The organism is Streptococcus tangpeifui (genome assembly GCF_011038795.1).
In the GTDB taxonomy this organism is placed as follows: Bacteria; Bacillota; Bacilli; order Lactobacillales; family Streptococcaceae; genus Streptococcus; species Streptococcus tangpeifui.
Genome location: NZ_JAAKDU010000002.1, coordinates 302373 through 326514, shown reverse-complemented (window position 1 = coordinate 326514; position 24142 = coordinate 302373). Strand labels below are relative to the sequence as shown.

Sequence of the window (24142 nt, the reverse complement as noted above, 5' to 3'; positions counted from 1 at the left end):
TCTCAGCCTCTTTAACGATCATTATCGCCTTATTCCGTCAATCCTGCTCATTCCAAAGATTCATGGCATTGAGGAAATCATCCGATACCTGAACCTTAGTAGGATTTGCTTGATCCCGCTCTTGACGGCGCTCCTCAATTTGCCGAACCGTCGTAATTCCATCACGGGTCCAGCGTCGCAGAATAGCTGTCAGGTATTTCCAATTGCGTTTGCTATTGAAAATGCTCTCTTTGAGGGCCTCACGGATTAAGTCCGGACTGAGACCGTCTTCTCGGATATATTTTTGCAGGTCCTCCAATTCAAAGGGCGTCAGCATCCAGCCTGACTTTTCAAAATCATTGATAAGGGCCTGCAAGTCATTGGCATTATCAAGAGGATCTAGTTGGGCTGGACTGCCTTGAGCTGAACTGCCAAGCAAGTCATCCAAGCGCTTGAGAACTGGACTGGCATCAAAGATAATATCAGTCTCACCATCCAATTCAATAGTCTTCATGACCAAGAGTTCTTGATTGGTCAGATTGGAGATGGCTTGATTAATTTCTGCCACCGTTTTGCCCAAGGCATCTGCGACTCGGCTGGAAGGCATTTCGTCCACCTTGGTCGTATTTTGCAGATAGAAGAACTGCCAGACCAAATAATCATCGGCGCTTGAAAAAATGTCTTTAAAATGAAAGAGTAGGCTGCTGGGCAGAACCAGATTGCCGTTTTGATAATTCTCTAAAAATGTCATAGTTCCTCTTTATAAATAACCGTAGAGGCTGCCTGTTTTTTCCAAATCCTCCAATCGGTAAGGCGTTTCTTGGTAGACAGCATAATTGAGCCAGTTGGTGAAGAAGGTTGAAGCTGCTAAACTCCAGCGGAGGGGCGGTTGCTGGCTTGGTTGGCCTTGGGGAAAATAATTGACCGGCAGACTAGACCCTTTATGGGCCCTCATATCTCTCTGATACTCTCGCTTAAGAGTATCGCGGTCATACTCCAGATGCCCAAAGCTATAAACCTCCCGCAAATCGCGGCTGGCTAAAATGGACAGGCCAACTTCCTCCCCTTTGGCTAGAATTTGCAGATTGGTCTTGGCACGTACATCTGCTTCCGTCACTTGGGTATGCCTAGAATGGGGAGATAGGAAACTATCATCAAAACCCCGCATAAGGGGAGAAAAATGCTCAACCACATCCTGAGAGTAGATACCAGATAGCTTATGATCCATCAAAGCCTTATCAACCCCATACCTATAATAAAGGCCGGCTTGAGCTCCCCAACAGAGGTGCAAGGTCGAGTAGACATGGCGCCTAGCCCAGTCAAAAATTTGGCAGAGCTCCTGCCAATAGTCTACTGCCTCAAAAGGCAGGGTTTCAACCGGTGCCCCTGTGATAATCAGGCCATCAAAATAGTCAGCCTTAATATCCGCAAAGGTTTTGTAGAAGGTCTCCAGATGTTCAGGCTTGGTATTTTTAGGTTGGTGACTGGTCATATAAAGGAAGTCCAGCTTGACTTGCAGGGGCGTATTGGACAGATAGCGTAAGAGCTGAGTTTCCGTCGCTTCCTTGGTTGGCATGAGATTGAGAATCAAAACCTTGATAGGCCGGATATCCTGTCCTCTCGCCCGGGCATCATCCATAACGAAGATATTCTCATTTTTTAAAATATCAACGGCTGGCAATTTCTTATTGAGCGTAATTGGCATGAAAATATCCCCATTCTATAATAGACTACTTCTATTATAAAACATGGGGATAGGCTTTTCAAATAGAACCTTGTTAGGTTAGGCTATAAGTCCTGTCTATAACTCTCAGCCGGGGAAGTTCATCAAAATTTTAGTATCGTAACCCTCGATAGCCTGACGGCCATTAAGGCCATCCAGCTCAATCAGGAAGGCACAGCCAGCAACAATCCCCCCAAGACGTTCTACCATCTCAATGGTGGCCTTAACTGTTCCGCCTGTCGCCAGCAAGTCATCCACGATTAGGACCCGTTGACCTGGTTTAATAGAATCAGCATGCATGGTCAAGGTATCCATCCCATATTCTTTTTGATAGTCAGCAGAGATAACCTCGCGGGGCAATTTACCAGGCTTACGCACTGGTGCAAAGCCGATTCCCAATTCATAGGCAACTGGACAACCAACGATGAAACCGCGCGCTTCAGGTCCAACAATCATATCAATCTTTTTGTCTGTAGCGTACTGGACAATCTCACGAACAGCATAGCTGTAGGCATTGCCATCAGCCATTAAAGGAGAAATATCACGGAAGGTAATGCCTTTTTGAGGGTAATCTTTAATTGATGCAATATACTTTGTTAAATCCATAACGCTCTTTCTATCGGCTCTCAGCCAAAAATGTTTTACATTTCATTATAGCATAAATTGGCATAAAAGATTTAAAAATTATTTTGAAGCATAGGGTTCAACCCTCATCAAGAAGACCTCAGCCTGAAATAAGGACGAAAAATTTGGTAGCCAAATTGACTACCAAATTTCTCATTGTTCAACATAGGCAAAGGCTCTAACAGGGGAACCGGTGGCTTTTTCCCAATGGGGATAACTAATAGCAATAAAGCTGCCAGTTGCTGGAACTTGATCCAAATTAGCCATGACTTCCAGCTGGTAAATGCCTTGTTCCAGAAGATAATATTCATTAAGGAGAGCTCCATTTTTAGCAGCCGTCTGACCACTATCGGTATCTAAGGTTTCATGTCCGAGAGCCTTAACCTTTCTCTCTTTGATGAGGAACTCCAGAGCTTCCCGACTCCAGCCCGGCGTTTCTTGCACACCTTGAGTGTTGAGATTCCTGATAGCGTCTTGGTTGGGCCATCTTTTAGACCAGTCACTCCGAAAAGCGACAAAGGCAGCTGCTTCTATCCTGCCATGTTTCTTTTCAAAATCTAAAATATCCTCTACCCGCACTTCATAATTGGGATTTTCAGCAACCTCTTTGGATAAGTCCAAAACATAAAGAGGCAAGAAAAGGTCTTCTAGGGGGAGTTCATCTAGCCATTTACCGCCTTCCACAAAATGAACAGGGGCATCAATATGTGTGCCGTATTGACCGACCACTTTGAATTGTTGGACATGAAAACCATCTTCAAGGGTAAAAATGTCCTTTTTTTCAAGAGCTGGTAAGGCAGGAAAATGGGGACTGGTCTCTGAAATTTGATGGGTTAAATCAACTAATTTTGCCTGTTTAAAGATGGCAAAGGCTTCTTTCAGACTTACCATAAAAAACCTCCCAAATTATATCTGTTTTAAAGCTTGATCCAAATCACTAATCAAATCATTGACATTTTCCAAACCGATAGAAATACGGATTTGGTTAGGTTCAATACCGCAGGCAAGGAGATCCTCCGGACTCATCTGACCGTGAGTTGTGGTGGCCGGATGCACCACAAGAGACTTAGCATCAGCGACATTGGCAAGATCTGAAAAAATGGCTAAGCTGTCAATCACCTTACGAGCAGCTTCTGCTCCTCCTGCGACATTGAAGGTAAAGATAGAGCTGGCACCCTTAGGCAGATATTTTTGTGCCAATTCGTAGTAAGGACTTGATGGCAGACTGGCATAGTTGACCTTAGTCACTTTAGGATGATTTTCCAGATATTCTGCGATTTTCTTGGCATTTTCAACATGGCGTTCAACCCGCAGAGACAAAGTCTCCAGTCCTTGTGTCAGAAGAAAGGCATTGAAGGGCGAGAGGCAGGCACCGGTATCGCGCAGCAATTGTGTGCGAACCGCTGTAATAAAGGCTGCTGCCCCGATATCACGGGTATAGCTGAGATTATGGTAAGACGGGTCTTCATCGACAAACTGCGGGAATTTCCCGGATTTTTCCCAGTCAAATTGGCCCGAGTCCACAATTACACCACCGATAGAGGTACCGTGACCGCCGATAAATTTAGTGGCCGAATGCACGGCAATATCAACACCGTATGAGAAAACATTGATGAGATAAGGGGTGGCAAAGGTATTGTCAACAACCAAAGGAATACTATGACGATGGGCAATCTCTGCGAGTTTTTCAAGATCAGCAACATTCCCCAAGGGATTTCCCAGCGTCTCAGCTAAAATAAACTTGGTGTTGTCCTTAACAGCGGCTTCGATAGCGGCAAAATCAGCCACGTCCACAAAACTGGTTGTAATCCCATAGCGCGGCAGGGTTTCTTTGAGTAAGTTAAAGGTACCGCCGTATACTGTCGTTGCTGATACAATGTGGTCCCCAGCATGCGCTAAAGCAAGAGCCGTATAAGTAATGGCTGCCATGCCAGAAGCCGTCGCCAAAGCACCGACACCGCCTTCTAACGCTGCCATCCGCTCTTCAAAAACGGCAGTCGTTGGATTGGTAATCCGCGTATAGATATTTCCTTCTGTCCGCAGAGCAAAAGAATCCTCAGCATCCTGCGAATCATTAAAAACATAGGATGTGGTTTGGTAAATCGGCAGGGCACGTGATTTAGTCGTTGGATCGACTGTTTGACCGGCGTGCAGCTGTAGGGTTTCAAATGAATAGTCTGTTGTCATAATCATTCCTCCATAGATATCATTAGGCTTATTTTACACCTAAAACTTTTTCTTGACTAATAGTTATCTAAATAAAAAAGATATAGCCGAAAGCTATATCTCATGCGTTTATGGTAAAAATATCAGACTGATTCGTCTAAAATCTATCCACATTTAGACTTGGCTCACTGAGGTTATAAATGCTTGCTGCTTTCCTTGATAAACAAGGAGGACATGAGGTGCCCATATTCTTTGAGAAAATATCGTACCCAGTCAGGATCTATTTTTGAGCAATCTCACAGAACCCAACTGATTCCTTATTGATGAAAAACTCATCGTTTCCAAGGTTGGCTGCTAAAATTTGCTCAAGCAGTACTGTATCGGTAGCTGTCTTTCTTCCCAGCTGATGATCAATAAGCCAGCCGTTTCATCCAAAAATCATTATCATCATTTGCCCAAGCCGGCATCACATCATTAACACATTTATCAGTGAGGCCAATTTCACCGCTAATCCTGTCCAGAAAACCAATCATATTCGACCGCTGCTTGCTCCTTGCAAAACGCTCTATTCTAGGAATATCCTCAAGGATCAGCACTTTTTGAAAGGCTCTCAGGTAATCTCCGACAAAATATTGGTAGTCAGACTGGTTCGCCTGCCAGCAAGCCTCTAAAAGTTTCTGGTCAATCTGTTTTGGCTTTTTTCATTGTTTAGAAAATCCTGATACAAGGCCTGTCTTTGAGAAGTCTGAATCTCATAGAAGGGAAATGAGGGCGCAGGTAGACCTCCATGCTGCCTGCCTTATCTCGATAGGCTGCTCTTTCAAATAAGGCGGTTAGCGAAGGGTTATTTTTAGCTTCCTTTTTCAATCGGCGCCACACTGGCCAAAACTTTTTTGAGACCGACTTCTGGGAAATTGATTTTGAGTTCCTGTGTCTTGCCGGATCCGGAGACTTCTAGTACTGTACCATCCCCCCACTTACGGTGGTGAGCGATGTCACCGATTTGCCAATCGACAGCCGGCTTATCAGAACCTGCTGACTGAGCTTGAGCCCCTGCGGGGCGGGCGGGTGCAAAGGATTTAGGAGCTGCTTGGGATTTTCTGGCTTGCAGAGCCTGAGCTAAACTCATACCTTGACCAAACTTCGTTTCGCTGCTGTCACTATAACTAGCCACAAAGGACGTATTGACAGGCCGAGCCAGACCCTGGTAATTCAGCAGATCATCGGAAATTTCCTTGATAAAACGTGTTGGCCGATTGTAGCTGGATTTCCCAAAGAGGGTGCGACTATTGGCATTGGTTAGGTAGAGGACTTCTTCCGCTCGGGTAATCCCAACATAGGCCAGACGGCGTTCCTCTTCTAACTCATCTTGATCTTCGGCTGCCCGACTCAAAGGAAAAACATTTTCTTCCATACCGATGAGAAAGACGACAGGAAACTCTAATCCCTTGGCCGCATGCAGGGTCATGAGGGTCACCTCAGCTGATTCGGCATCACCATCATCAGTATCTGCAATCAGAGCCAAGTCGTTAAGGAAACGGCTGAGCCTATCCAGACCAGTTTCATCTTCAGGAGCATCTTCCTTATTGTCATCAAAGTTTTTAGTAACGGTCAAGAATTCTTCAATATTTTCAATCCGAGCCTGACTTTCTAAGGTGTTTTGCAGCTGCAAGGCTTCCAAATAACCAGTATTGTCTAGTACTTCTTCTACTAACTCGGTAAGGCTGTATTTATCTAAGTCTGATCGCAGCGTCAATAGCGTGTTAGCTAAATCCCAAACGGCCTGTGCTGCCTTCCCCTTTATAGGCGAGAGCATGATTTGCTCAGAGGCTTCCAGTAGACTGAGATTCTGCCCAAGAGCAAAGGTCCGTATTTTCTCCAATGTGCCAGGTCCCACACCTCGCTTGGGCTCGTTAACAATTCGCTCATAGCTGATATTGTCATGGGTATTGGCAATAACATTGAGATAAGAAATGACATCACGGATTTCCTTGCGGCTGTAGAACTTGGTACCGCCAACCATAGTGTAGGGAATGTTGGATTTGAGCAGGGCTTCTTCAATAGTCCGTGACTGAGCATTGGTACGGTAGAGGACAGCGAAGTCCTTGAAATCACGTCCATTGTCGCGCACTTCTCGGTCAATCGTTGAAGCGACAAAAACGGCCTCATCCCTTTCATCATTGGCACGGTAATACGTGATTTCTTCACCGTCCGCATTCTGTGTCCAAAGTTTTTTAGGACGCCGATTACGATTATGATTGATCACATCATTGGCGGCTTGAAGGATTTTCTTGGTGGAGCGATAATTTTCTTCCAAGAGAACAACTGCGGCCTCAGGATAATCCTTTTCAAAATCTAGGATATTCTGCATATCAGCACCGCGCCAGCCGTAGATGGATTGGTCAGCATCCCCGACTACGCAGATATTTTTAAAGCGAGATGCCAAGAGCTTAACCAGCTGATACTGGGCATGATTGGTATCTTGATACTCATCGACATGGATATACTGATAGCGCTGCTGATAATAAGCCAAAACATTGGGGTGACTGTCGAAGAGGCGAAGCGTCAGCATGATCAAATCATCAAAGTCCATGGCTTCGCTGCGGCGCAATTCTTCCTGATAAGCTTTGTAGCACTTGGCAACAATCTGCGTGTACATATCACCAGCTTGACTCTCATAAGCAATTTCATCAATCAAGTCATTCTTAGCATTAGAAATCGTTCCCAAAATAGCTCGCTCATTCCATTTTTTCGAATCTAGATTGAGACTTTTGATGATTCGCTTCATAAGGGTACGCTGTTCGCCAGGGTCAACGATGGTGAAATTACGGTCATAGCCAATATGATCAGCGTCCCGCCGTAAAATCCGTACGCACATGGAGTGGAAGGTCGCAATCAAGGTCTCTTCGGTAGCTGGATTGAGCAGCATGGCCCGCTCCCGCATTTCTCTAGCTGCCTTATTGGTAAAAGTGATAGCCAGAATATTCCACGGATTAACCATCTTTTCGTCAATTAAATAAGCAATTCGGTGAGTCAAAACTCTGGTCTTACCAGAGCCTGCTCCAGCCATAATCAAAAGCGGTCCTTGCGTTGTTTTGACCGCTTCTGCTTGTTTGTCATTCATTCCATTCAGTAAAGGATTCATGCTTTTCTCCCTTTCAATTTCGCCCTAAAATTATAACACAAATATGAAAAAGATACTAAGCCGTTAAGTACTTCGCAGAAAATGCTTAAGTTCTATGCAGCTGTAAAATCTGAAAATTAGCCTGAGAATTTAGTCTTCGCAAAAAATTAGAAATCTGAACGCAGGTGATGTAGTCCCTAGGAAAGGCACCCTATTTTTAAAGAAATACAAATAGAAAGAACCTAACCAAACGGCTAGGCACTTCCTCGGAGATTATGAAAAAGAAAAGTTTATTTAGGATGGTTATAGTATAGCTGGTTTTGCTTAAATCAGACTAAAGAAATCAGATATTTCCTGCTTTTTTCAAAAAATTTCGGTAGCGATAGCGCCAACGGCAATAATCTAAAGTGATAATCAGCTTGTTTCGCCATCTGAAATCATGTCGCAGAAAGCGAACGCTCTCCCTAAAATGTTTCAAACCGGCTGTCTGCCAATTCTCTCTGGTTAAAAATTGGCCTCTAGTTCGCCAGTACTGCTCCTCGTAACGATAGTAAAGCTTACGAACCCGAGCCAAGTGTATGAGGGGTTGGTAATTATTGGACTCTTTGTAAACGTCCGTCGGGACATTTATCAAAGCCCCGAAAAGCAGGTTTTTCCAATCATCAGGATGCTCATGGAAATGCATCCGCATAGGCTTTTGCAGGTCGCGGGGCAGCTGATAGTGCCAGCGCTTACCATTTAAAAATTCCACTTGGACATAGAAAATTTTCTTACGCTTGGCCATAACCTCTCCCCCTTACAGTTAGAGTTATTATAGCATAAGCTCCCAAATAAGCGTTCCTAGTTAGCTCAAGAATTTTCATCTCTTGATTCTCTGACATCACGCACACTTTCCCGCTTCTTCAAGCTAAAGGGAACCAAAACCTTAGCCTGATTTTTTGCCTTTTTTTGAACCAGAGCCAAAATTCGTTCAAAGGTAACCCTTCCCAAACTTGAAATATCAATATCAAAAGACGTCAAATAAGGATGGATAATGTGGGCATAAGGAGAATTGTTAAAAGAAACTAGAGACAAATCATCCGGTACCTGTAAACCATGACAATTGAAGAATTCCATAACCTTGAGAGCGGTCATATCATCAATAACCACTAGAGCCGTGATATGCTTAGCCTGAACATAGTCATAAAACTTTTGAAGATTCGGCAGATCCGATTGATCAAATAGCACAGAAGAGTGGCTAATCAAATCTTTTCGACTCATGCCGATCTCATAGCCAATATAACGCTCAAGAAAAACTTCACTGGTCTGATCATCGGTCACAAAGAGAATATTACGGTGACCAAGCTCAGCCAGATAATCGACAGCTGTACGAGCCATGAGCTTATTGTCATTATCAACATAGGTTGTTTCATTCTCATAGTCAACTGGTGTTCCCAGAATGACAAAGGGAATTTGATTATTCCTAAGAAATTTTTGTACTGGGTCATCAGCCATAGAATAGAGGACGACAAAACCATCCACTCGCTTTTCAGCATACATCCGCTTGATTTGCTCTTCCAACTCAGTTATTGATGAACCTACAACAACAGAAATGGTATAGTGGTGCTTTTTAGCTTCATGATTGATAACAGTCAAAATCTCCATATTGAAGGGTTGGCTATGCCGATCCTGCTTGATCATTGGTGGGAAAACAACACCAATAGCATGGCTATCAGTACTGGCCAACATTTTAGCAGCAATGTTTGGGACATACCCCAGTTCCTTCATAGTCTTTCTGACCTTATCTTTTGTTTTCTGCGAAATGGCAGAGCTATTCTTTAGGGTTCGACTGACAGTCGAGGGACTGACACCTGCTCGTTCTGCCACATCCTTTATAGTCACCAAAATAATCCTCTCCCTTCTAAAAAGTAGCTAAATTCTTTTCGCGTAAAAGTAAACCATTTAATTCCAAGCAACGAGAACTCCTTAGTCTCACAGTTAATTGGGCTAGCACTATTTCTGATATTTTTCAATTTATGACTTTAAAACTCAATTCAATAGATAAAGGGTATCTTTCCCAAAGATAAACAGTCGCAAAAGTCTCGATACATACTAGGCTGTCAGAGATTTTCACCACACTAGGAGATTTTCGGTTTTCTTGAGTCATTAATATGAGAATATTATCAAAGTTATGATTGAGTAACGGATTCATAATCAGTCGAATGATTAAAATATGAGTTTATTCCCATCATTTTGCCTGCATAAGGAGTCTAGGACAAAAGTCCAGACTCCTAGCATTATTCTAGATTTACCAGATTGACGCAGTGGTTGGTTTTCCTGTTGTCATAAGACCGAAACAGACAGACCTAAACGAATGTGATGACCATCGTTCATCTTATTTCCGACCTCAAAAGGTCAGAGGAACCTTTTGAGCTGTGTGGGGGGATTAAAAAGTCTGGGGAGAGACTCTTCTCTTTCAAGCCATCACCTTAAAATTAAGGAGTGGTGAGAACCAAAATTTTCAATTTTTAGGTTGATCTCACTCCCTACTGATTTTTGTCTCACTCTCTGTTTGTAAGTCTTTCACTCCTCAATTTTACAACAATATGGCTAAAATGCAATAATTTATGCAAGCGTTTGCGTGCTATTTAGTCATTTTGCTATTTTAACTAAAACTGTTGTTATTTCAGTACTTCTAAGACTAAGAAAGTTCTTCAAATATATTTTTATAGGATATGTTTATAAAAATACTTGACTTTTTTTGCAAACGATTTCATAATAACATTGTAAATTTAATTTTTATGTTTTAGGAGGAATAAACATGAAAAAATGGAAAAAGGTGATTGCAGGCGGTGTCGCCTTGTTATCCGTCGTAACCCTAGCAGCTTGCTCTGGCAACAAGTCTTCTGGTACGACCCTCAAGCTCTGGGTTCCAACTGGTGCTAAGAAGTCTTATTCTGACACCATCAAAGCTTTTGAAAAAGAAAACAAGGGTATCAAGATTGAAGTCAAAGAATCTAACGATTCGAAGGCTCAAGAAGTGGTTTCTAAAGACTCTGCCGCTGCTGCTGATGTCTTCTCAATGCCTCATGACCAATTAGGGCAGCTGGTTGAAGCAAAAATCATCCAACCAATTCCTGACAAATATGTGAAAGAAGTTAAAGCAAACAATGTTGAAAATGCTGTAGCTGGTGCTCAATATAAGGGCAAGACCTATGCCTTCCCATTCGGTGTTGAATCACAAGTTCTTCTTTACAATAAAGATAAATTGTCTGCCGAAGATGTTAAATCTTACGAAACCATGACTTCTAAAGCAAAATTTGGTGCTAGTCTCAATGAGGTTAATGCGTATGCTATTGCACCATTGATGTTGTCTGTTGGTAATAACCTCTTCGGAGCAAATGGTGAAGATGTTAAAGGAACAAACTGGGCTAACGAAAAAGGGGTCGCTGTTATGCAATGGCTAGCTAATCAAAAGGATAATTCTGGCTTTGTCAACGTCCCTGATAACGAAGCTGTTTCTAAATTCGGTAACGCTTCTGTAGATGCTATCGAAACTGGACCTTGGAACTACCCAGATGCTCTGAAAGCCCTTGGTAAAGGTAAGATGGGAGTAGCTGTTTACCCAACTGTTCAAATTGGTGAACAAGAAGTCCAACAAAAGGCCTTTATGGGTGTTAAACTCTATGCTGTTAACCAAGCTCCTGCTAAGGGCAATAGCAAACGTATCGCTGCTGCTTACAAATTGGCTGCTTTCTTGACTGAAAAAGATAGTCAAGCCAACCAATTCAAGACTCGCAGCATTGTTCCTTCTAACAAGGATGTTCAAGCTTCAGATGCCGTAACTTCTGACCCATTAGCTAAGGTTGTTGCGACTATGACAAGCTCAAGTGACTACACTGTTGTAATGCCTAAGATTAGCCAAATGTCAACCTTCTGGAATTTATCAGCTCCATTGCTTAGTGGACCTTATTCTGGTAAAATTTCTCAAGCTGACTACATGACTAAACTTCAACAATTCGATAAAGACTTGGCTTCAACGAAATAAGACTCATACCTTCCTGAATAGAATAGACCGAGAGGTTGAGAGCTTTATCTCAGCCTCCTTGTCTTATCTCGAGAAAATAATTTTTGCTCCTTACAGTTTAACTCATGAGTTAAATAAAGTATATTTTGATTTACTTTTTGGAGGCTACACATGAACAACTCTAACTACTACGAAAAGGTAGCTGTGCGAGAGGCGCTCAAAAATGGAGGCCTAGACATTAAGTTGTCTCCCCTGATTATGGGGGCAGCCAATCTCGCAAACAAGCAAATTATTAAGGGACTGTTTTTCCTTCTATCAGAAATCATCTTTCTGATCAGCTTTGTTCTGCAGGTTATCCCCGCTTTCAAAGGCCTGATTACCTTAGGAACCCATACTCAAGGAACCGTAACAGAAACTGTTGATGGTATTGAAATTACCAAGACTGTCGACGGTGATAACTCTATGCTGCTCCTCATCTTTGGGATTGCAGCCCTAGTCTTCTGCTGTGTTTTTGCTTACATTTATTGGTGTAATCTAAAAAGTGCTCGCAATCTTTATGTGATTAAATCTGAAGGGCTCAACGTGCCAAGCTTTAGAGAAGATTTTGCCAGTCTGGCAGATGGCCGTTTCCACATGTCCATGATGTCCATTCCTCTTCTGGGAGTCCTGCTCTTTACCATTGTCCCTCTGGTTTACATGGTTTGCTTAGCCTTCACCAATTTTGACCATAATCACTTGCCACCAGGCAGTCTCTTCCATTGGGTTGGGTTCTCCAACTTCGGTAATGTCCTAACTGGTCGAATGGCTGGTTCCTTCTTTCCAATCCTGACTTGGACTTTAATTTGGGCTGTCTTTGCTACCATCACCAATTTTTTCTTTGGGATTATCTTGGCACTGATTATCAATACTAAAGGTCTGAAATTTAAGAAGCTCTGGCGGACGATTTTCGTTATCACCATTGCCGTTCCAATTTTTATTTCCCTTTTGATTATGAAAAACCTTCTGGCACCTGGCGGACCTTTGAATGAGCTCCTGATGAATTTCGGTTTTACTAGCCATCCTCTGCCATTCTTGACTAATCCAACTTGGGCTAAGGTCTCGATTATTATTGTCAATATGTGGGTCGGTATCCCTTATACCATGTTGGTATCAACGTCCATTATTATGAACCTGCCTCAAGAACAATTGGAAGCTGCTGAAATTGATGGAGCAAGCAAGTTCCAAATTTTCAAACGGATTACCTTTCCACAAATTTTGATTATCATGACCCCTACTCTAATCCAACAGTTCATCGGTAATATCAATAACTTCAACGTTATTTATCTTTTAACCGGTGGTGGTCCAAATAATCCTAACTTCTATCAGGCGGGTTCAACAGATCTCTTGGTAACCTGGCTTTACAAGCTGACTGTTTCAGCTAAGGACTACAATCTTGCTTCTGTTATTGGTATTTTGATTTTCATCCTGTCTGCTGCTTTTAGCTTGCTGGCCTACACAAGAACAAGTTCTTATAAGGAAGGGGCTGTCAAATAATGAAAACAAAAAAGCGCATTAATTTAAGTCTAACCTATCTTCTGCTGGTTATCTTGTCCATCATCTGGCTCTTCCCTATTTTCTGGGTCGTTTTGACTTCTTTTCGTGGTGAGGGAACAGCTTTTGTCAGCTATATCATTCCCAAAACCTTTACACTGGACAACTATATCAAGCTCTTTAACAACGATTCCTTTCCTTTTGCGAGATGGTTTATGAACACTCTGATCGTTGCCATCTGCTCTTGTGTTATCTCAACGTTCATTACGGTGGCTATCGCCTACTCGCTCAGTCGGATTAAATTCAAATTCCGCAATAGTTTTTTGAAACTGGCTCTGGTCCTCAATATGTTTCCTGGCTTCATGTCCATGATTGCCATCTACTACATCTTGAAGGCCCTTGACTTGACCCAGACCCTAACAGCTCTTGTATTAGTTTATTCTGCTGGAGCTGCCCTTGGTTTCTACATTGCCAAAGGATTCTTTGATACCATTCCTTATTCCTTGGATGAATCAGCTATGATTGATGGCGCAACCCGCAAGGATATCTTCTTCAAGATTACCCTGCCTTTATCTAAACCTATCATTGTCTATACAGCCTTGACTACTTTCATCGCCCCTTGGATGGACTTTATCTTCGCTAAGGTTATCTTGGGAGATGCGACAGAAAAATATACAGTAGCCATCGGACTTTTTGCCATGTTGGAACAAGATACTATCAATGAATGGTTCAAAGCCTTTGCTGCTGGTTCTGTAATTATCGCTATCCCCATTACCCTCCTCTTTCTGTACATGCAAAAATACTATGTTGAAGGTATTACCAGCGGTTCTGTGAAATAAAAGTAAGATGTAAGAGCGTCAACTAAATCTTAGACAGTTAAAAAAATGACACCCAATCTTTAATCTAAAGGTGTTCGTATCTGAGTTAGCTCAAGCTAAAGCAGCTGCCAATCTTTTTGTCAGAAACTTGTCACTCGAACTCAATGGCGCTCTTTACACAACCGTCTTTGCTGTATTGATGTTTGAGTGATTCACCTTTCACTCAATCACTTAACATTTTACTGGTCATCACTATAATCAATGAACTGGGTTCATCTTAGATAAAAGGAAAATATTATGACAACATTAAAACTTGATAAAATTTATAAAAAATATCCCAACAGCGACTACTACTCTGTTGAAGATTTCAACCTTGATATCAAAGATCAGGAATTTATCGTTTTTGTAGGCCCTTCTGGTTGCGGTAAATCAACTACCCTGCGAATGATTGCTGGCTTAGAAGAAATCAGCAAGGGAGAACTCTATATTGATAATGTTTTAGTTAATGATAAATCTCCCAAAGACCGTGATATTGCTATGGTATTCCAAAACTACGCTCTCTATCCCCACATGACTGTCTATGAAAATATGGCCTTTGGACTGGAGCTGCGGAAGTATAAGAAGGATGAGATTCGTAAACGAGTTGAGGAAACAGCCGATATTCTCGGTCTGAAAGAATTACTCAATCGTAAACCAGCTGACCTGTCTGGTGGTCAACGGCAACGGGTGGCCATGGGACGAGCAATTGTGCGTGATGCTAAGGTTTTCTTGATGGATGAACCTCTGTCAAATTTGGATGCTAAATTGCGGGTATCTATGCGTGCCGAAATTGCAAAACTTCACCGTCGGATTGGAGCAACGACCATCTATGTGACCCACGACCAAACCGAAGCTATGACTTTGGCTGACCGGATTGTCATCATGTCAGCTAGTAAGAACGAAGCTGGTACAGGTACGGTTGGTAAGGTGGAGCAAATCGGAACACCGCAGGAACTCTACAACAAACCAGCCAATAAATTTGTTGCAGGTTTCATTGGCAGTCCAGCTATGAATTTCTTCGATGTCACTGTCAATCATGACACTATCTCCGATGGCAAAGGTTTTGAGATCTCCCTGAGCGAAGGCCAAAAGAAACTTTTAGAAAGCAAGGGCTATATGGGCAAGGAAGTTACCTTTGGTATTCGTCCGGAGGATATCTCTGCAGCTGAGATTGCTCAAACAACCTTCCCATCTGCTGTTGTTAATGCTAGCGTCGAAATCTCCGAATTATTGGGTAGCGACTCCGTGCTCTACTGTAAGGTCGGTAATCAAGAATTTGCCTCTCGGGTCAATGCCCGCGATTACTTAGCCCCAGGTGAACACATCAATGTGGCCTTCAATGTCGCTAAAGGACATTTCTTTGATAAGGCAACGACTAAACGCATTGACGCTTAACGGCTTATCATTACAAACTCCAAGGGTTCCTAGCTCTTGGAGTTTTTCTATATCTTATAACAATACGAATAAACTTAGGGCCCTTTGTGGCAATTCTCTCTAAGATTATTCGTCTTTAATGGGTAATTTCTTAAATTCGTCTTGACAGCATTCGGATATTTAGCTAAACTAGTAGCATATTTATCAAATAACCGATTGAAATCATCAGGAGAGAAAAGGTTAGACCTTTCGCCGAAGGAGTAATGCTCTCAGGTTTCTAGTCATAGAATGGGACTGATGATGGACGGACTTCTGGAGAGATTTTCTACTGAAGGGACAGGTAGCCCAATAGCTAGAAAACGCCGAAGGGGCAAGGTAAATTCGCTTTACTCAAACTCTCAGGCAAAAGGACAGAAATTCAGCCCAAAAGATCAAGGCTTTTTTGGGTGTGCTGTTAGTACCTCCAAGTCCAGAATCAGATTAGTCTGGGCTTTTTTGCTTGGACTAATCCTGTGTAGGTGCTTGATAATCTTAGAACTTTGGAGGAATAGTCATGCTGGACTTTTTTACGAAAATTGATGATATTGTTTGGGGGCCGCCCCTGCTGGTACTCTTAGTTGGAACGGGGATTTATTTAACCATTCGCTTGGGATTCTTGCAAGTGCTACGCTTACCTAAGGCTTTCAAACTCATCTTTGCAGAAGACCAAGGTGAAGGAGATATCTCCAGTTTCGCAGCTTTAGCAACTGCCTTAGCCGCTACCATTGGAACCGGAAATATTGTCGGGGTTGCTACGGCTATTGGAACTGGCGGACCGGGAGCCCTCTTCTGGATGTGGATGGCAGCCTTCTTTGGGATGGCTACGAAGTATGCCGAAGGGCTGCTGGCTATCAAGTATCGGACCCAGGATGATAACGGCCAAGTGTCCGGCGGACCTATGTATTATATTACCAATGGGATTACCGGCCGCTTAAAAGTCATTGCTAAACCGCTTGCTTACTTCTTTGCTTTAGCAGGAATTTTGGTTGCTTTACTTGGTATCGGGACTTTTTCTCAGGTTAATTCTATCACGGGCTCCCTGCAAAATACTTTTGCTTGGTCACCCAAAGTGGTTAGCATTGTCATTGCAATCTTGGTTGCGATCATCGTCTTTGGCGGTATTCAATCCATCTCCAAGGTCTCAGAAAAAGTGGTCCCTTTTATGGCTGCTCTCTATATTCTGGCAACTGTAACCATCATCGCCATCAACTTCCACAACCTAATCCCAACTCTTGTCGCTGTCTTTAAATCAGCTTTCACACCGACAGCAGCTGTTGGCGGATTCACTGGGGCAACAGTTATGCAGGCCATTCGTCTAGGGGTTGCTCGTGGGGTCTTCTCTAATGAATCTGGTCTGGGATCTGCTCCCATCGCTGCAGCTGCTGCCAAAACTGAAGAACCTGTTGAGCAGGGGCTGATTTCCATGACAGGAACTTTTATCGACACGATCATCATCTGTACCCTAACCGGACTTTCCATCTTGATTACTGGTCAATGGTCTGTCAAGGGCTTAGAAGGGGCTGCTGTTACTCAATCGGCCTTTGCTTCTGTCTTTGGCCATATCGGTAGTTTGGTCCTGACCTTGTCTTTGGCCCTTTTCGCTTTTACAACTATCTTGGGATGGTCTTACTATGGGGAACGCTGTGTCGAATTTGTCTTTGGGACTAAGGGCATCACCATTTACCGCTGTATCTTTGTCCTCATGGTAGCACTTGGCGGCTATCTGCAGTTGCAGGTCATTTGGAAAATTGCAGATATTGTTAATGGCCTCATGGCTCTGCCAAATTTGATTGCCCTCTTAGTCCTGTCACCCATTATCATCAAGGAAACTCAGTCATACTTCAAGCGCAAGGCTGGCAAATCATTTGATAATTAAAAGTAGAATTTGAAATTCCAGTCACATTTTTATATAATACGAAGGTATATATTTTAGAATGTGTCAGGCGGGGCTAGACAACTAGCCCCTTTTTCCTGCCATATAAAAGAAAAAGATAGGAAATACTATGCTAGATTTTTTCAATAAGATTGACACCTTCATCTGGGGCCCGCCCCTTCTTATCCTTTTAGTTGGGACTGGGATCTATCTCAGTATTCGTTTGGGATTGCTGCAGATTGTTAAACTTCCCAAGGCTCTTCGCTTGATTTTCGCTGATAGCGAAGGTCATGGAGACGTCTCCAGCTTCGCTGCCCTCTGTACGGCTCTGGCCGCTACGGTCGGAACAGGAAACATTGTTGGAGTGGCCACGGCTATCAAGGCAGGTGGCCCCGGAGCTCTCTTTTGGATGTGGATGGCAGCCTTCTTCGGGATGGCAACCAAGTATTCCGAAGGACTCTTGGCTATTAGATTCCGCGAAAAAGATGAAAATGGTGAAATCGCTGGCGGGCCTATGTACTACATCGTCAATGGTCTGGGTAGAAATTGGAAATGGCTGGCAATTCTCTTTGCTATCTTTGGAACCATGACGGCCCTCTTAGGATCGGGTACCTTCACCCAAGTTAACTCTATCACCGATTCCATCAAAAACAGTATCGGCTGGGACCCCCGTTATGTCAGTGTCGTCCTAGCTATTCTCGTTGCTATTATTATCTTCGGTGGTATTCAATCCATCTCACGTGTCTCCACCTTGGTAGTCCCATTTATGGCTGTTATCTATGTTCTAGCCGGCCTCACTATTCTGGCAGTTAACTATGACAAACTTCTGCCCAGTATCGGACTAGTCTTCTCTTCTGCCTTTACTGGCCACGCTGCTGCTGGCGGTTTTATAGGAGCAACGGTCATGGTCGCCCTGCAAAAAGGGGTTGCTCGTGGGGTCTTCTCCAATGAGTCTGGGCTTGGTTCTGCTCCTATCGCCGCTGCTGCTGCCAAAACTGAAGAACCCGTTGAGCAGGGGCTGATTTCTATGACAGGAACCTTTATTGATACTATCATCATCTGTACTCTGACGGGGATGGCTATCATTGTTACAGGCGGCTGGTCCTCAAACTTAGACGGAGCCATCCTGACCCAATCAGCCTTTGCGTCTGTCTTTGGCAATTGGGGAATTTTAGCTTTGACTGTCAGTCTTGTCCTCTTCGCCTTTACAACTATCTTAGGTTGGTCTTACTATGGAGAACGCTGTTTTGAATTTCTCTTTGGAGCTAAGTCCATTCCAGTTTATCGGGCATTTTTCGTGGCTATGGTAGCTATCGGGGGCTTTATCAAGCTGGAAACCATCTGGGCCATCGCTGATATTGTCAATGGCCTGATGGCCTTCCCCAATCTGGTAGCCCTGCTGGGACTTTCTCCAATCATCCTTGCGGAAACCAAAAAATATTTTGCTAAATCTGAGCTAGATTTGAGCAAATAATAAAAAGATATCCCTTAGGCAAATCTAGGGGATTTTTTGACAGTAACTTGATTGGCTTGATGCCAGCAATTCTGCTATAATAAAGCCATTATAATTATTTAGGAGGACCTATGGTGACTGCGGAAGAATCGATTAAATTTGCTAGACGGGGGCCCATTGTCTCTATTTTTGCCTACTTGGTCCTCGCTCTAGGCAAACTCCTCTCTGGCTACATACTCCATTCCTCATCGCTGACAGCCGATGGGTTTAATAATCTATCGGATATCATGAGTAATCTTATCCTTTTAGTTGGCCTCTATTTGGCTAGTCGACCGGCCGATGAGGACCACCGCTTTGGCCACTGGAAGATTGAGGATCTTGCCAGTCTCTTGACCTCTTTTATCATGTTTCTGGTTGGTTTTCAGGTCCTCATGGAAACCATTAAAAAGCTCCTCAGTAATAGTCAAACGGCCATTGACCCTCTGGGTGCCTCGGTCGGTCTGATTTCAGCTCTGGTCATGTACGGTGTCTACTTCTACAACCGCCATCTCTCTAAGAAGGTTAAGTCATCAGCGCTTCTGGCGGCCTCCAAGGATAACCTGTCAGATGCGGTGACTTCGCTGGGAACTTCGGTTGCCATCGTTGCTAGTTCTATGAACCTAGCCATCATTGACCGGATTGCTGCCATCATTATCTGTTACTTCATTCTCAAGACGGCTTACGACATTTTTATTCAGGCCACCTTTAGCTTATCAGACGGATTTGACGATAAACAACTGGCTGAATATGAAAAGGCTATCCTACAAATTCCCAAGATTACAGCCGTCAAATCCCAACGGGGCCGAACCTATGGTTCTAATATCTTCCTCGATCTCGTCCTAGAAATGAATCCTGACCTCTCTGTCTATGAAAGCCATGCCATTACCGAACAAGTAGAGCAGCTGCTCCACGATGACTTTCAAGTCTACGATGTGGACATCCACGTCGAGCCGGCTCCCATTCCTGAGGATGAAATTTCCGATAATGTTTACAATAAGCTCTACAAATTTGAAAAGCTAGTTTTAGCCAAGATCCCTGACTATGAGACTTATATTGCCGAGGATTTTATGCTGGTCAATGAGCATGGTCAGGTCTTGACTCAGCATCGTTTTCTTGAGCTGGCCCCCTACTACTCCAGCAATTTTCAGTACTTCAAAATGACCTCTATCAGTCAGAAGACCAAGCTGATTACCTATCGTCTGGAAAATCAGCAGCATGTCAGCATCTGGCGACGCCATGAAACTTGGAAACTAGTATTTCACCAAATCACCCCAGAACAGAGAGCATAAGAGGATAGGACAAAAGTTCTTCCTCCTATCAGCTTTGGATAGAGCAGTTTGGCACAGTGGTGAGAGGCTGAGACAAAAGTTCTCAGCCTTGTTTTATTTAGTCAATTATATTTGCTAGGTGCAGTGGTTGGGATAAAGGCTTGTTGGCTCTGCCAAGAAGTCTTTCCCCTGCACAGTTCATTAGGTACTTTAGCACCAATGAACCACTGCTGGTTGGTTATCATCTTGTAGTGCAATCCCATTTTCAGGCACCTTCTTAAGCAGTCTGGAGATAAACTGCCAAGGCCTGCCGCCTAAGAATAGGAAAGCGGCAAAGGCCTGAACCTTAAAATGTGAGAGAGTGGCTAGAAATCGTCATAAAATGGTGATTTCTAGCCACTCTCTTTCTGTTAGGCTCTGTCTATTGGTACGAAAGAAACATGAAATAAAAGTCAGCTGTCCTGTCATAAAACGAACAACGATAGAATTTTAATCATCTGAAATTCATCATTGTTCGTTTTATATTTTATGTTTTGTGAAATCGGAGTTGATGATAAAGAATTTCTAAAATGAAAATCTTTTTTATACGTAATCTCCGGAGATTACAATATTTTGTGGGCGAAGGCTAAGCCATCATGGCTGTCTGTCCCACTCTCTAATTTGTATTCTTAACTTGCTTGGTTGCCACATCTTCACCAAACCAGTTCTTGGAAATCTTCTGGAATTGGCCGTCTTGGTAAAGTTCTTTGAAGGCTCGGTTGATTTTTTTCACCAAGGTCTTATCAGACTTGCGGGCGCCGACAGCAAAGCTCTCAGCTTCATAGCCAGCTGGTATAATATTGTAGCTGTCCAGCTCTCCTTCTTGTTCGAGGTAATAATTGGCATAAACACGGTCGATCAAGAGGCCGTCAATTCGGCCCGCCTTCAGGTCAATCAGAGCCTGAGTAAAGGTCGAATATTGGATTGCCTTCTTATCCTTGACCTTATTCTTGAGCAGGTTAGGCTGACTTTCAAAGGCATCATAGCCTGAGGAGCCAGCTTGGGCTCCTAATCTCTTTCCAGACATCATATCGATGCTGGAAATATTGGAGGACTTCTTGGTCACGACCACCTGCTGGTTAACCATGTAAGGATCGGTGAAGGTAAGTTCTTTCTTGCGCTCATCGGTCACAGAATAACCGTTCCAAATCAGATCGATGGTCCCATTCTTGAGCTCGGTTTCTTTCATGTCCCAGTCGATAGCCTGCCACTCTACCTTGATACCATACTTTTTAAACACAGCATTGGCTAAGTCCACATCGAAACCGGTGTACTTACCATTTTTTTCTTCAAAGCCCATGGGTACAAAGGTAGCATCAAAACCAATTTTAATCGTTTTTTCCTTACTGTAGGTTGACCACTGATCCGTCTCGGTCGCGAAGTTAGACCGAGAGCTGCAGGCTACTAAGACCAAGGCTGCCAGAAGGAGCATCAATCCCATGGAGAGACTTCTTATTAGTTTTTTCATCGTCTATCCTTTATCTATTTAGGGTTAATCGTCAAAATATCGTCCGCAACATTTTTGGCAAAATCCATATCATGCGTAATAACAATCTGGGTAATGCCCATTTCACGGTTTTGCAAAATCAACTTTTCAACCTCCTGGCGCAAAGCGGGATCTAAGGCCGAAGTTGGCTCATCATAGCCAATGATTTTGGGATCAATCATCATAGCACGCGCAAAAGCGACCCGCTGTTTCTGACCGCCGGAAAGAGAAAAAGGATAGGCCTGTCCGTGCTCTTCGAGGCCTAATTTGGCTAGTAGTTCCTTGGCTTTTCTCAGAGCCTCTTCCTTAGTGATCCCCATCGTTTTGGTCGGAGAGAGCATCAGATTTTCCAGCACTGTCAAATGAGGGAAAAGCTGAAAATCTTGGAACACAAAACCCAAAATATTTTCGGATTCTAAGTGATTCAAAGGGACTTCTGCCCCCTGATAAATGACTTGACCAGAATCGATTGTTTCTAGCCCAGCCAGCATCCTCAAGAGGGTCGTTTTCCCGCCACCGGAAGGGCCTACAATGGCTAAAATCTTTCCTTCTTCTACATTAAGATTAAACGCTTTAAAAATCTGTTTGTGGCCGAACTGTTTGGAGATATTTTTTAATTCTAATAACATAGACCCCTCCTACTTATAAAAATTAAATTTCTTTTCAATACGTTTAGAGGCTAGGGTCACTACACCAACTAAGAGCAGGTAGATGGCACCCGCAACAAACATAGGAGCCAAGCTGGCGTCACGGTTGGAAGCTGTTCGGCTCTCCAAGAGAAGATCGCCGACTCCCAGTACATAGACTAGTGAGGAATCCTTAACCAAATTGATGACCTCATTAAAGACACTCGGCAGAACAATTTTAACCACCTGCGGCAAGATAATATAGCGGATGGTTTGTAACTGGGTGAATTTCAAGACCTTAGCTGCCTCATACTGTCCCTTAGGGATAGCAGCAATACCGCCGCGGAAAATTTCCGCAAAGTAGGCTGCATAGTTGAGAGTAAAAGCCAAAACAGCAGCTGGCAACCGATCAAAGACAATCCCAACGCTTGGCAGAACATAGTAAAAGAAGATGAGCTGCAAGAGGAGCGGAGTCCCGCGCATCACCCAAACATAGAGCGTTAAAAGCCAGTTTAAGGGCTTGAACTTAATCTGCATCAAAAAGGCAAGGACTATCCCTAAAGGAATGGATAAGACGATAACGATACAGAAAACCTGTAAGGTTACGAGAGCTCCATTCAAGAGTGCAGGAAGAATTTCTAATACATACGACATAGCTGGCTCCTAACGTGAAGATATGCCTTATTATACCAAATTCTCAGACAGTTTGAAAGCTCAATTTATTTTTATTCATATAAAAATGAAAAAAATACATTTGTATTCTTCTCTTTGAAATTTTCAAAATTACTTATCGGTAAAAACAGATCCACAACTATTTTCAGCCTTTCCTAGCAAGGGTTAGTATGCTATAATGCTGGTAATTTTCAAAAAGGAGGCGCCCTTTATGATTAAAAAGATTGGGATTGTCAGTCTGTCCAGCGGTATCCTTGGGGAGGAATTTATTAAGTTTGAAGCGGACTTAGGGGTCAAACGCTTGGAGCAGCTGGGGCTGGAAGTTGTTTTTTTAGACCATGCTCTCAAAGGTATTGACTATCTGCGGGAGAATCCTCAAGCCAGAGCACAAGATCTACTCACTGCTTTTAAAGACCCTACCATTGATATGATATTATGCGCTATTGGCGGCGATGATACCCACCGCCTCCTGCCTTACTTATTTGACCATAACGAACTGCAACAAGCGCTCCAGCAAAAAATCTTTTTAGGGTTTTCCGATACTACTATGAATCACTTGATGTTGCATAAGTTAGGACTTAAAACCTTCTACGGTCAAGCCTTTTTGCCAGATATCTGTGAATTAGACCAAGGGATGCTGCCCTACTCCTTTCATTACTTTAAAGAACTGCTAGAAACAGGTCGCATCTCAGAAATCAGGCCCAGTGCTATCTGGTATGAGGAGCGGACAGATTTTAGTCCCAAGGTCTTAGGAACCAGTCGGATTATGCATAAAAATGAAGACTTTGAGTTATTGAAGGGAAGTCCTCAATTTGAAGGAGCCATCCTAGGCGGGTGTTTGGAATCTCTCTATCAAATTTTTGATTCATCACGCTATGAAGACAGCAGTGCCCTCTGTCAGCGTTATCAGCTCTTTCCCAGTTTGAGTGATTGGCAGGGAAAAATTCTCCTGTTGGAAACCAGTGAAGAGAAACCAGAACCTGCCCTTTATCGTACCATGCTGGAAACATTAAAAACTACTGGTATTTTTGAGGTCCTGAATGGTGTCATTGTTGGTAAGCCTATGGATGAAACCTATTATGATGACTATAAACGAATCTTGCTGGAAGTGATTGATACAGATATCTCCATTCTTTATAATGTCAACGTTGGGCACGCTACCCCTAGAGCTATCATTCCTTTGGGTGTCCCAGCCAAAGTAGATGCGGCCGCATCTGTCATTAGATTTCAATCATAGTAGAAGACGAGGCGACATAAATTCGCC

The 24142-nt window shown here is 43.2% G+C and carries 19 protein-coding genes, 1 pseudogene and 1 riboswitch; of the genes and pseudogenes, 8 read left to right on the top strand and 12 right to left on the bottom strand.

Translation table 11 applies throughout. The annotated features are described in order from the left end of the window. Nucleotides 1–37: 37 nt before the first annotated feature. The 9 genes and pseudogenes from G7Y32_RS03195 to G7Y32_RS03155 all read right to left on the bottom strand — a co-directional run bounded on the left by G7Y32_RS03195 (nt 38) and on the right by G7Y32_RS03155 (nt 9500). On the bottom strand, nt 38–730 hold the full coding sequence (locus G7Y32_RS03195) for a DnaD domain-containing protein (protein ID WP_165210501.1): 693 nt from the start codon (nt 728–730) through the stop codon (nt 38–40). A gap of 9 nt (nt 731–739) precedes the next feature. Beyond that, nucleotides 740–1684, bottom strand: a complete 945-nt coding sequence (gene metA / locus G7Y32_RS03190; RefSeq protein WP_165210498.1) for a homoserine O-acetyltransferase MetA — start codon at nt 1682–1684, stop codon at nt 740–742. A gap of 105 nt (nt 1685–1789) precedes the next feature. Beyond that, on the bottom strand, nt 1790–2308 hold the full coding sequence (locus tag G7Y32_RS03185; RefSeq protein WP_004227881.1) for an adenine phosphoribosyltransferase: 519 nt from the start codon (nt 2306–2308) through the stop codon (nt 1790–1792). A 171-nt stretch (nt 2309–2479) separates the two neighbouring features. Further along, nucleotides 2480–3217, bottom strand: coding sequence for a cyclase family protein (locus G7Y32_RS03180; protein ID WP_004229079.1), 738 nt, complete (start codon nt 3215–3217; stop codon nt 2480–2482). Nucleotides 3218–3232: 15 nt separating this feature from the next. Beyond that, entirely contained in the window at nt 3233–4513 is a 1281-nt protein-coding gene (locus G7Y32_RS03175; protein ID WP_004225586.1) for an O-acetylhomoserine aminocarboxypropyltransferase/cysteine synthase family protein, read from the bottom strand. Between the two features lie 173 nt (nt 4514–4686). Then, nucleotides 4687–5178 (bottom strand): annotated as a pseudogene (locus tag G7Y32_RS10490) (DNA alkylation repair protein). A gap of 164 nt (nt 5179–5342) precedes the next feature. Then, entirely contained in the window at nt 5343–7637 is a 2295-nt protein-coding gene (pcrA, locus tag G7Y32_RS03165; protein WP_165210495.1) for a DNA helicase PcrA, read from the bottom strand. A 322-nt stretch (nt 7638–7959) separates the two neighbouring features. Beyond that, entirely contained in the window at nt 7960–8400 is a 441-nt protein-coding gene (locus tag G7Y32_RS03160; protein WP_004229725.1) for a DUF7679 family protein, read from the bottom strand. A gap of 65 nt (nt 8401–8465) precedes the next feature. Further along, on the bottom strand, nt 8466–9500 hold the full coding sequence (locus tag G7Y32_RS03155) for a LacI family DNA-binding transcriptional regulator (RefSeq protein WP_165210492.1): 1035 nt from the start codon (nt 9498–9500) through the stop codon (nt 8466–8468). 916 nt (nt 9501–10416) lie between these two features. Here G7Y32_RS03155 and G7Y32_RS03150 point away from each other — a divergent pair. The 7 genes from G7Y32_RS03150 to G7Y32_RS03120 all read left to right on the top strand — a co-directional run bounded on the left by G7Y32_RS03150 (nt 10417) and on the right by G7Y32_RS03120 (nt 20076). After that, on the top strand, nt 10417–11643 hold the full coding sequence (locus tag G7Y32_RS03150) for an extracellular solute-binding protein (RefSeq protein WP_165210489.1): 1227 nt from the start codon (nt 10417–10419) through the stop codon (nt 11641–11643). Nucleotides 11644–11793: 150 nt separating this feature from the next. Then, on the top strand, nt 11794–13155 hold the full coding sequence (locus tag G7Y32_RS03145; RefSeq protein WP_165210486.1) for a carbohydrate ABC transporter permease: 1362 nt from the start codon (nt 11794–11796) through the stop codon (nt 13153–13155). Next, nucleotides 13155–13991, top strand: a complete 837-nt coding sequence (locus G7Y32_RS03140) for a sugar ABC transporter permease (RefSeq protein ID WP_165210483.1) — start codon at nt 13155–13157, stop codon at nt 13989–13991. Before G7Y32_RS03145 ends, G7Y32_RS03140 begins: the two co-directional genes overlap by 1 nt. A 276-nt stretch (nt 13992–14267) precedes the next feature. Further along, entirely contained in the window at nt 14268–15404 is a 1137-nt protein-coding gene (locus G7Y32_RS03135; RefSeq protein ID WP_165210480.1) for an ABC transporter ATP-binding protein, read from the top strand. A 281-nt stretch (nt 15405–15685) separates the two neighbouring features. Next, a riboswitch (glycine riboswitch) is annotated at nt 15686–15807 on the top strand. Nucleotides 15808–15936: 129 nt separating this feature from the next. Continuing rightward, complete coding sequence (locus G7Y32_RS03130; RefSeq protein ID WP_165210477.1) at nt 15937–17298, top strand: alanine/glycine:cation symporter family protein; 1362 nt, start codon at nt 15937–15939, stop codon at nt 17296–17298. Between the two features lie 127 nt (nt 17299–17425). Next, complete coding sequence (locus G7Y32_RS03125) at nt 17426–18769, top strand: alanine/glycine:cation symporter family protein (protein ID WP_165210474.1); 1344 nt, start codon at nt 17426–17428, stop codon at nt 18767–18769. A 110-nt stretch (nt 18770–18879) separates the two neighbouring features. Then, nucleotides 18880–20076, top strand: coding sequence for a cation diffusion facilitator family transporter (locus G7Y32_RS03120; RefSeq protein ID WP_165210471.1), 1197 nt, complete (start codon nt 18880–18882; stop codon nt 20074–20076). Nucleotides 20077–20710: 634 nt separating this feature from the next. Here the strand turns inward: G7Y32_RS03120 and G7Y32_RS03115 are convergent. Genes G7Y32_RS03115 through G7Y32_RS03105 form a run of 3 tightly spaced genes read right to left on the bottom strand, consistent with a single transcriptional unit; the run spans nt 20711 to nt 22860 of the window. Beyond that, nucleotides 20711–21562, bottom strand: coding sequence for an amino acid ABC transporter substrate-binding protein (locus tag G7Y32_RS03115; RefSeq protein WP_165210468.1), 852 nt, complete (start codon nt 21560–21562; stop codon nt 20711–20713). 14 nt (nt 21563–21576) lie between these two features. Beyond that, nucleotides 21577–22209, bottom strand: a complete 633-nt coding sequence (locus G7Y32_RS03110) for an amino acid ABC transporter ATP-binding protein (protein WP_165210465.1) — start codon at nt 22207–22209, stop codon at nt 21577–21579. Between the two features lie 9 nt (nt 22210–22218). After that, entirely contained in the window at nt 22219–22860 is a 642-nt protein-coding gene (locus tag G7Y32_RS03105; RefSeq protein ID WP_165210462.1) for an amino acid ABC transporter permease, read from the bottom strand. A 229-nt stretch (nt 22861–23089) separates the two neighbouring features. On the opposite strand from G7Y32_RS03105, the gene G7Y32_RS03100 reads away from it, so the two are divergent. Further along, the gene (locus G7Y32_RS03100; protein ID WP_165210459.1) at nt 23090–24115 is read left to right on the top strand and encodes a S66 family peptidase; all 1026 of its coding nucleotides are present in this window, start codon (nt 23090–23092) and stop codon (nt 24113–24115) included. Nucleotides 24116–24142: the final 27 nt, after the last annotated feature.

Coding starts and splice junctions, on each gene's coding strand:
- G7Y32_RS03195 (WP_165210501.1), bottom strand. CDS start 730: ATGACATTTTTAGAGAATTATCAAAACGGCAATCTGGTTCTGCCCAGC.
- metA (WP_165210498.1), bottom strand. CDS start 1,684: ATGCCAATTACGCTCAATAAGAAATTGCCAGCCGTTGATATTTTAAAA.
- G7Y32_RS03185 (WP_004227881.1), bottom strand. CDS start 2,308: ATGGATTTAACAAAGTATATTGCATCAATTAAAGATTACCCTCAAAAA.
- G7Y32_RS03180 (WP_004229079.1), bottom strand. CDS start 3,217: ATGGTAAGTCTGAAAGAAGCCTTTGCCATCTTTAAACAGGCAAAATTA.
- G7Y32_RS03175 (WP_004225586.1), bottom strand. CDS start 4,513: ATGACAACAGACTATTCATTTGAAACCCTACAGCTGCACGCCGGTCAA.
- pcrA (WP_165210495.1), bottom strand. CDS start 7,637: ATGAATCCTTTACTGAATGGAATGAATGACAAACAAGCAGAAGCGGTC.
- G7Y32_RS03160 (WP_004229725.1), bottom strand. CDS start 8,400: ATGGCCAAGCGTAAGAAAATTTTCTATGTCCAAGTGGAATTTTTAAAT.
- G7Y32_RS03150 (WP_165210489.1), top strand. CDS start 10,417: ATGAAAAAATGGAAAAAGGTGATTGCAGGCGGTGTCGCCTTGTTATCC.
- G7Y32_RS03145 (WP_165210486.1), top strand. CDS start 11,794: ATGAACAACTCTAACTACTACGAAAAGGTAGCTGTGCGAGAGGCGCTC.
- G7Y32_RS03140 (WP_165210483.1), top strand. CDS start 13,155: ATGAAAACAAAAAAGCGCATTAATTTAAGTCTAACCTATCTTCTGCTG.
- G7Y32_RS03135 (WP_165210480.1), top strand. CDS start 14,268: ATGACAACATTAAAACTTGATAAAATTTATAAAAAATATCCCAACAGC.
- G7Y32_RS03130 (WP_165210477.1), top strand. CDS start 15,937: ATGCTGGACTTTTTTACGAAAATTGATGATATTGTTTGGGGGCCGCCC.
- G7Y32_RS03125 (WP_165210474.1), top strand. CDS start 17,426: ATGCTAGATTTTTTCAATAAGATTGACACCTTCATCTGGGGCCCGCCC.
- G7Y32_RS03120 (WP_165210471.1), top strand. CDS start 18,880: ATGGTGACTGCGGAAGAATCGATTAAATTTGCTAGACGGGGGCCCATT.
- G7Y32_RS03115 (WP_165210468.1), bottom strand. CDS start 21,562: ATGAAAAAACTAATAAGAAGTCTCTCCATGGGATTGATGCTCCTTCTG.
- G7Y32_RS03110 (WP_165210465.1), bottom strand. CDS start 22,209: ATGTTATTAGAATTAAAAAATATCTCCAAACAGTTCGGCCACAAACAG.
- G7Y32_RS03105 (WP_165210462.1), bottom strand. CDS start 22,860: ATGTCGTATGTATTAGAAATTCTTCCTGCACTCTTGAATGGAGCTCTC.
- G7Y32_RS03100 (WP_165210459.1), top strand. CDS start 23,090: ATGATTAAAAAGATTGGGATTGTCAGTCTGTCCAGCGGTATCCTTGGG.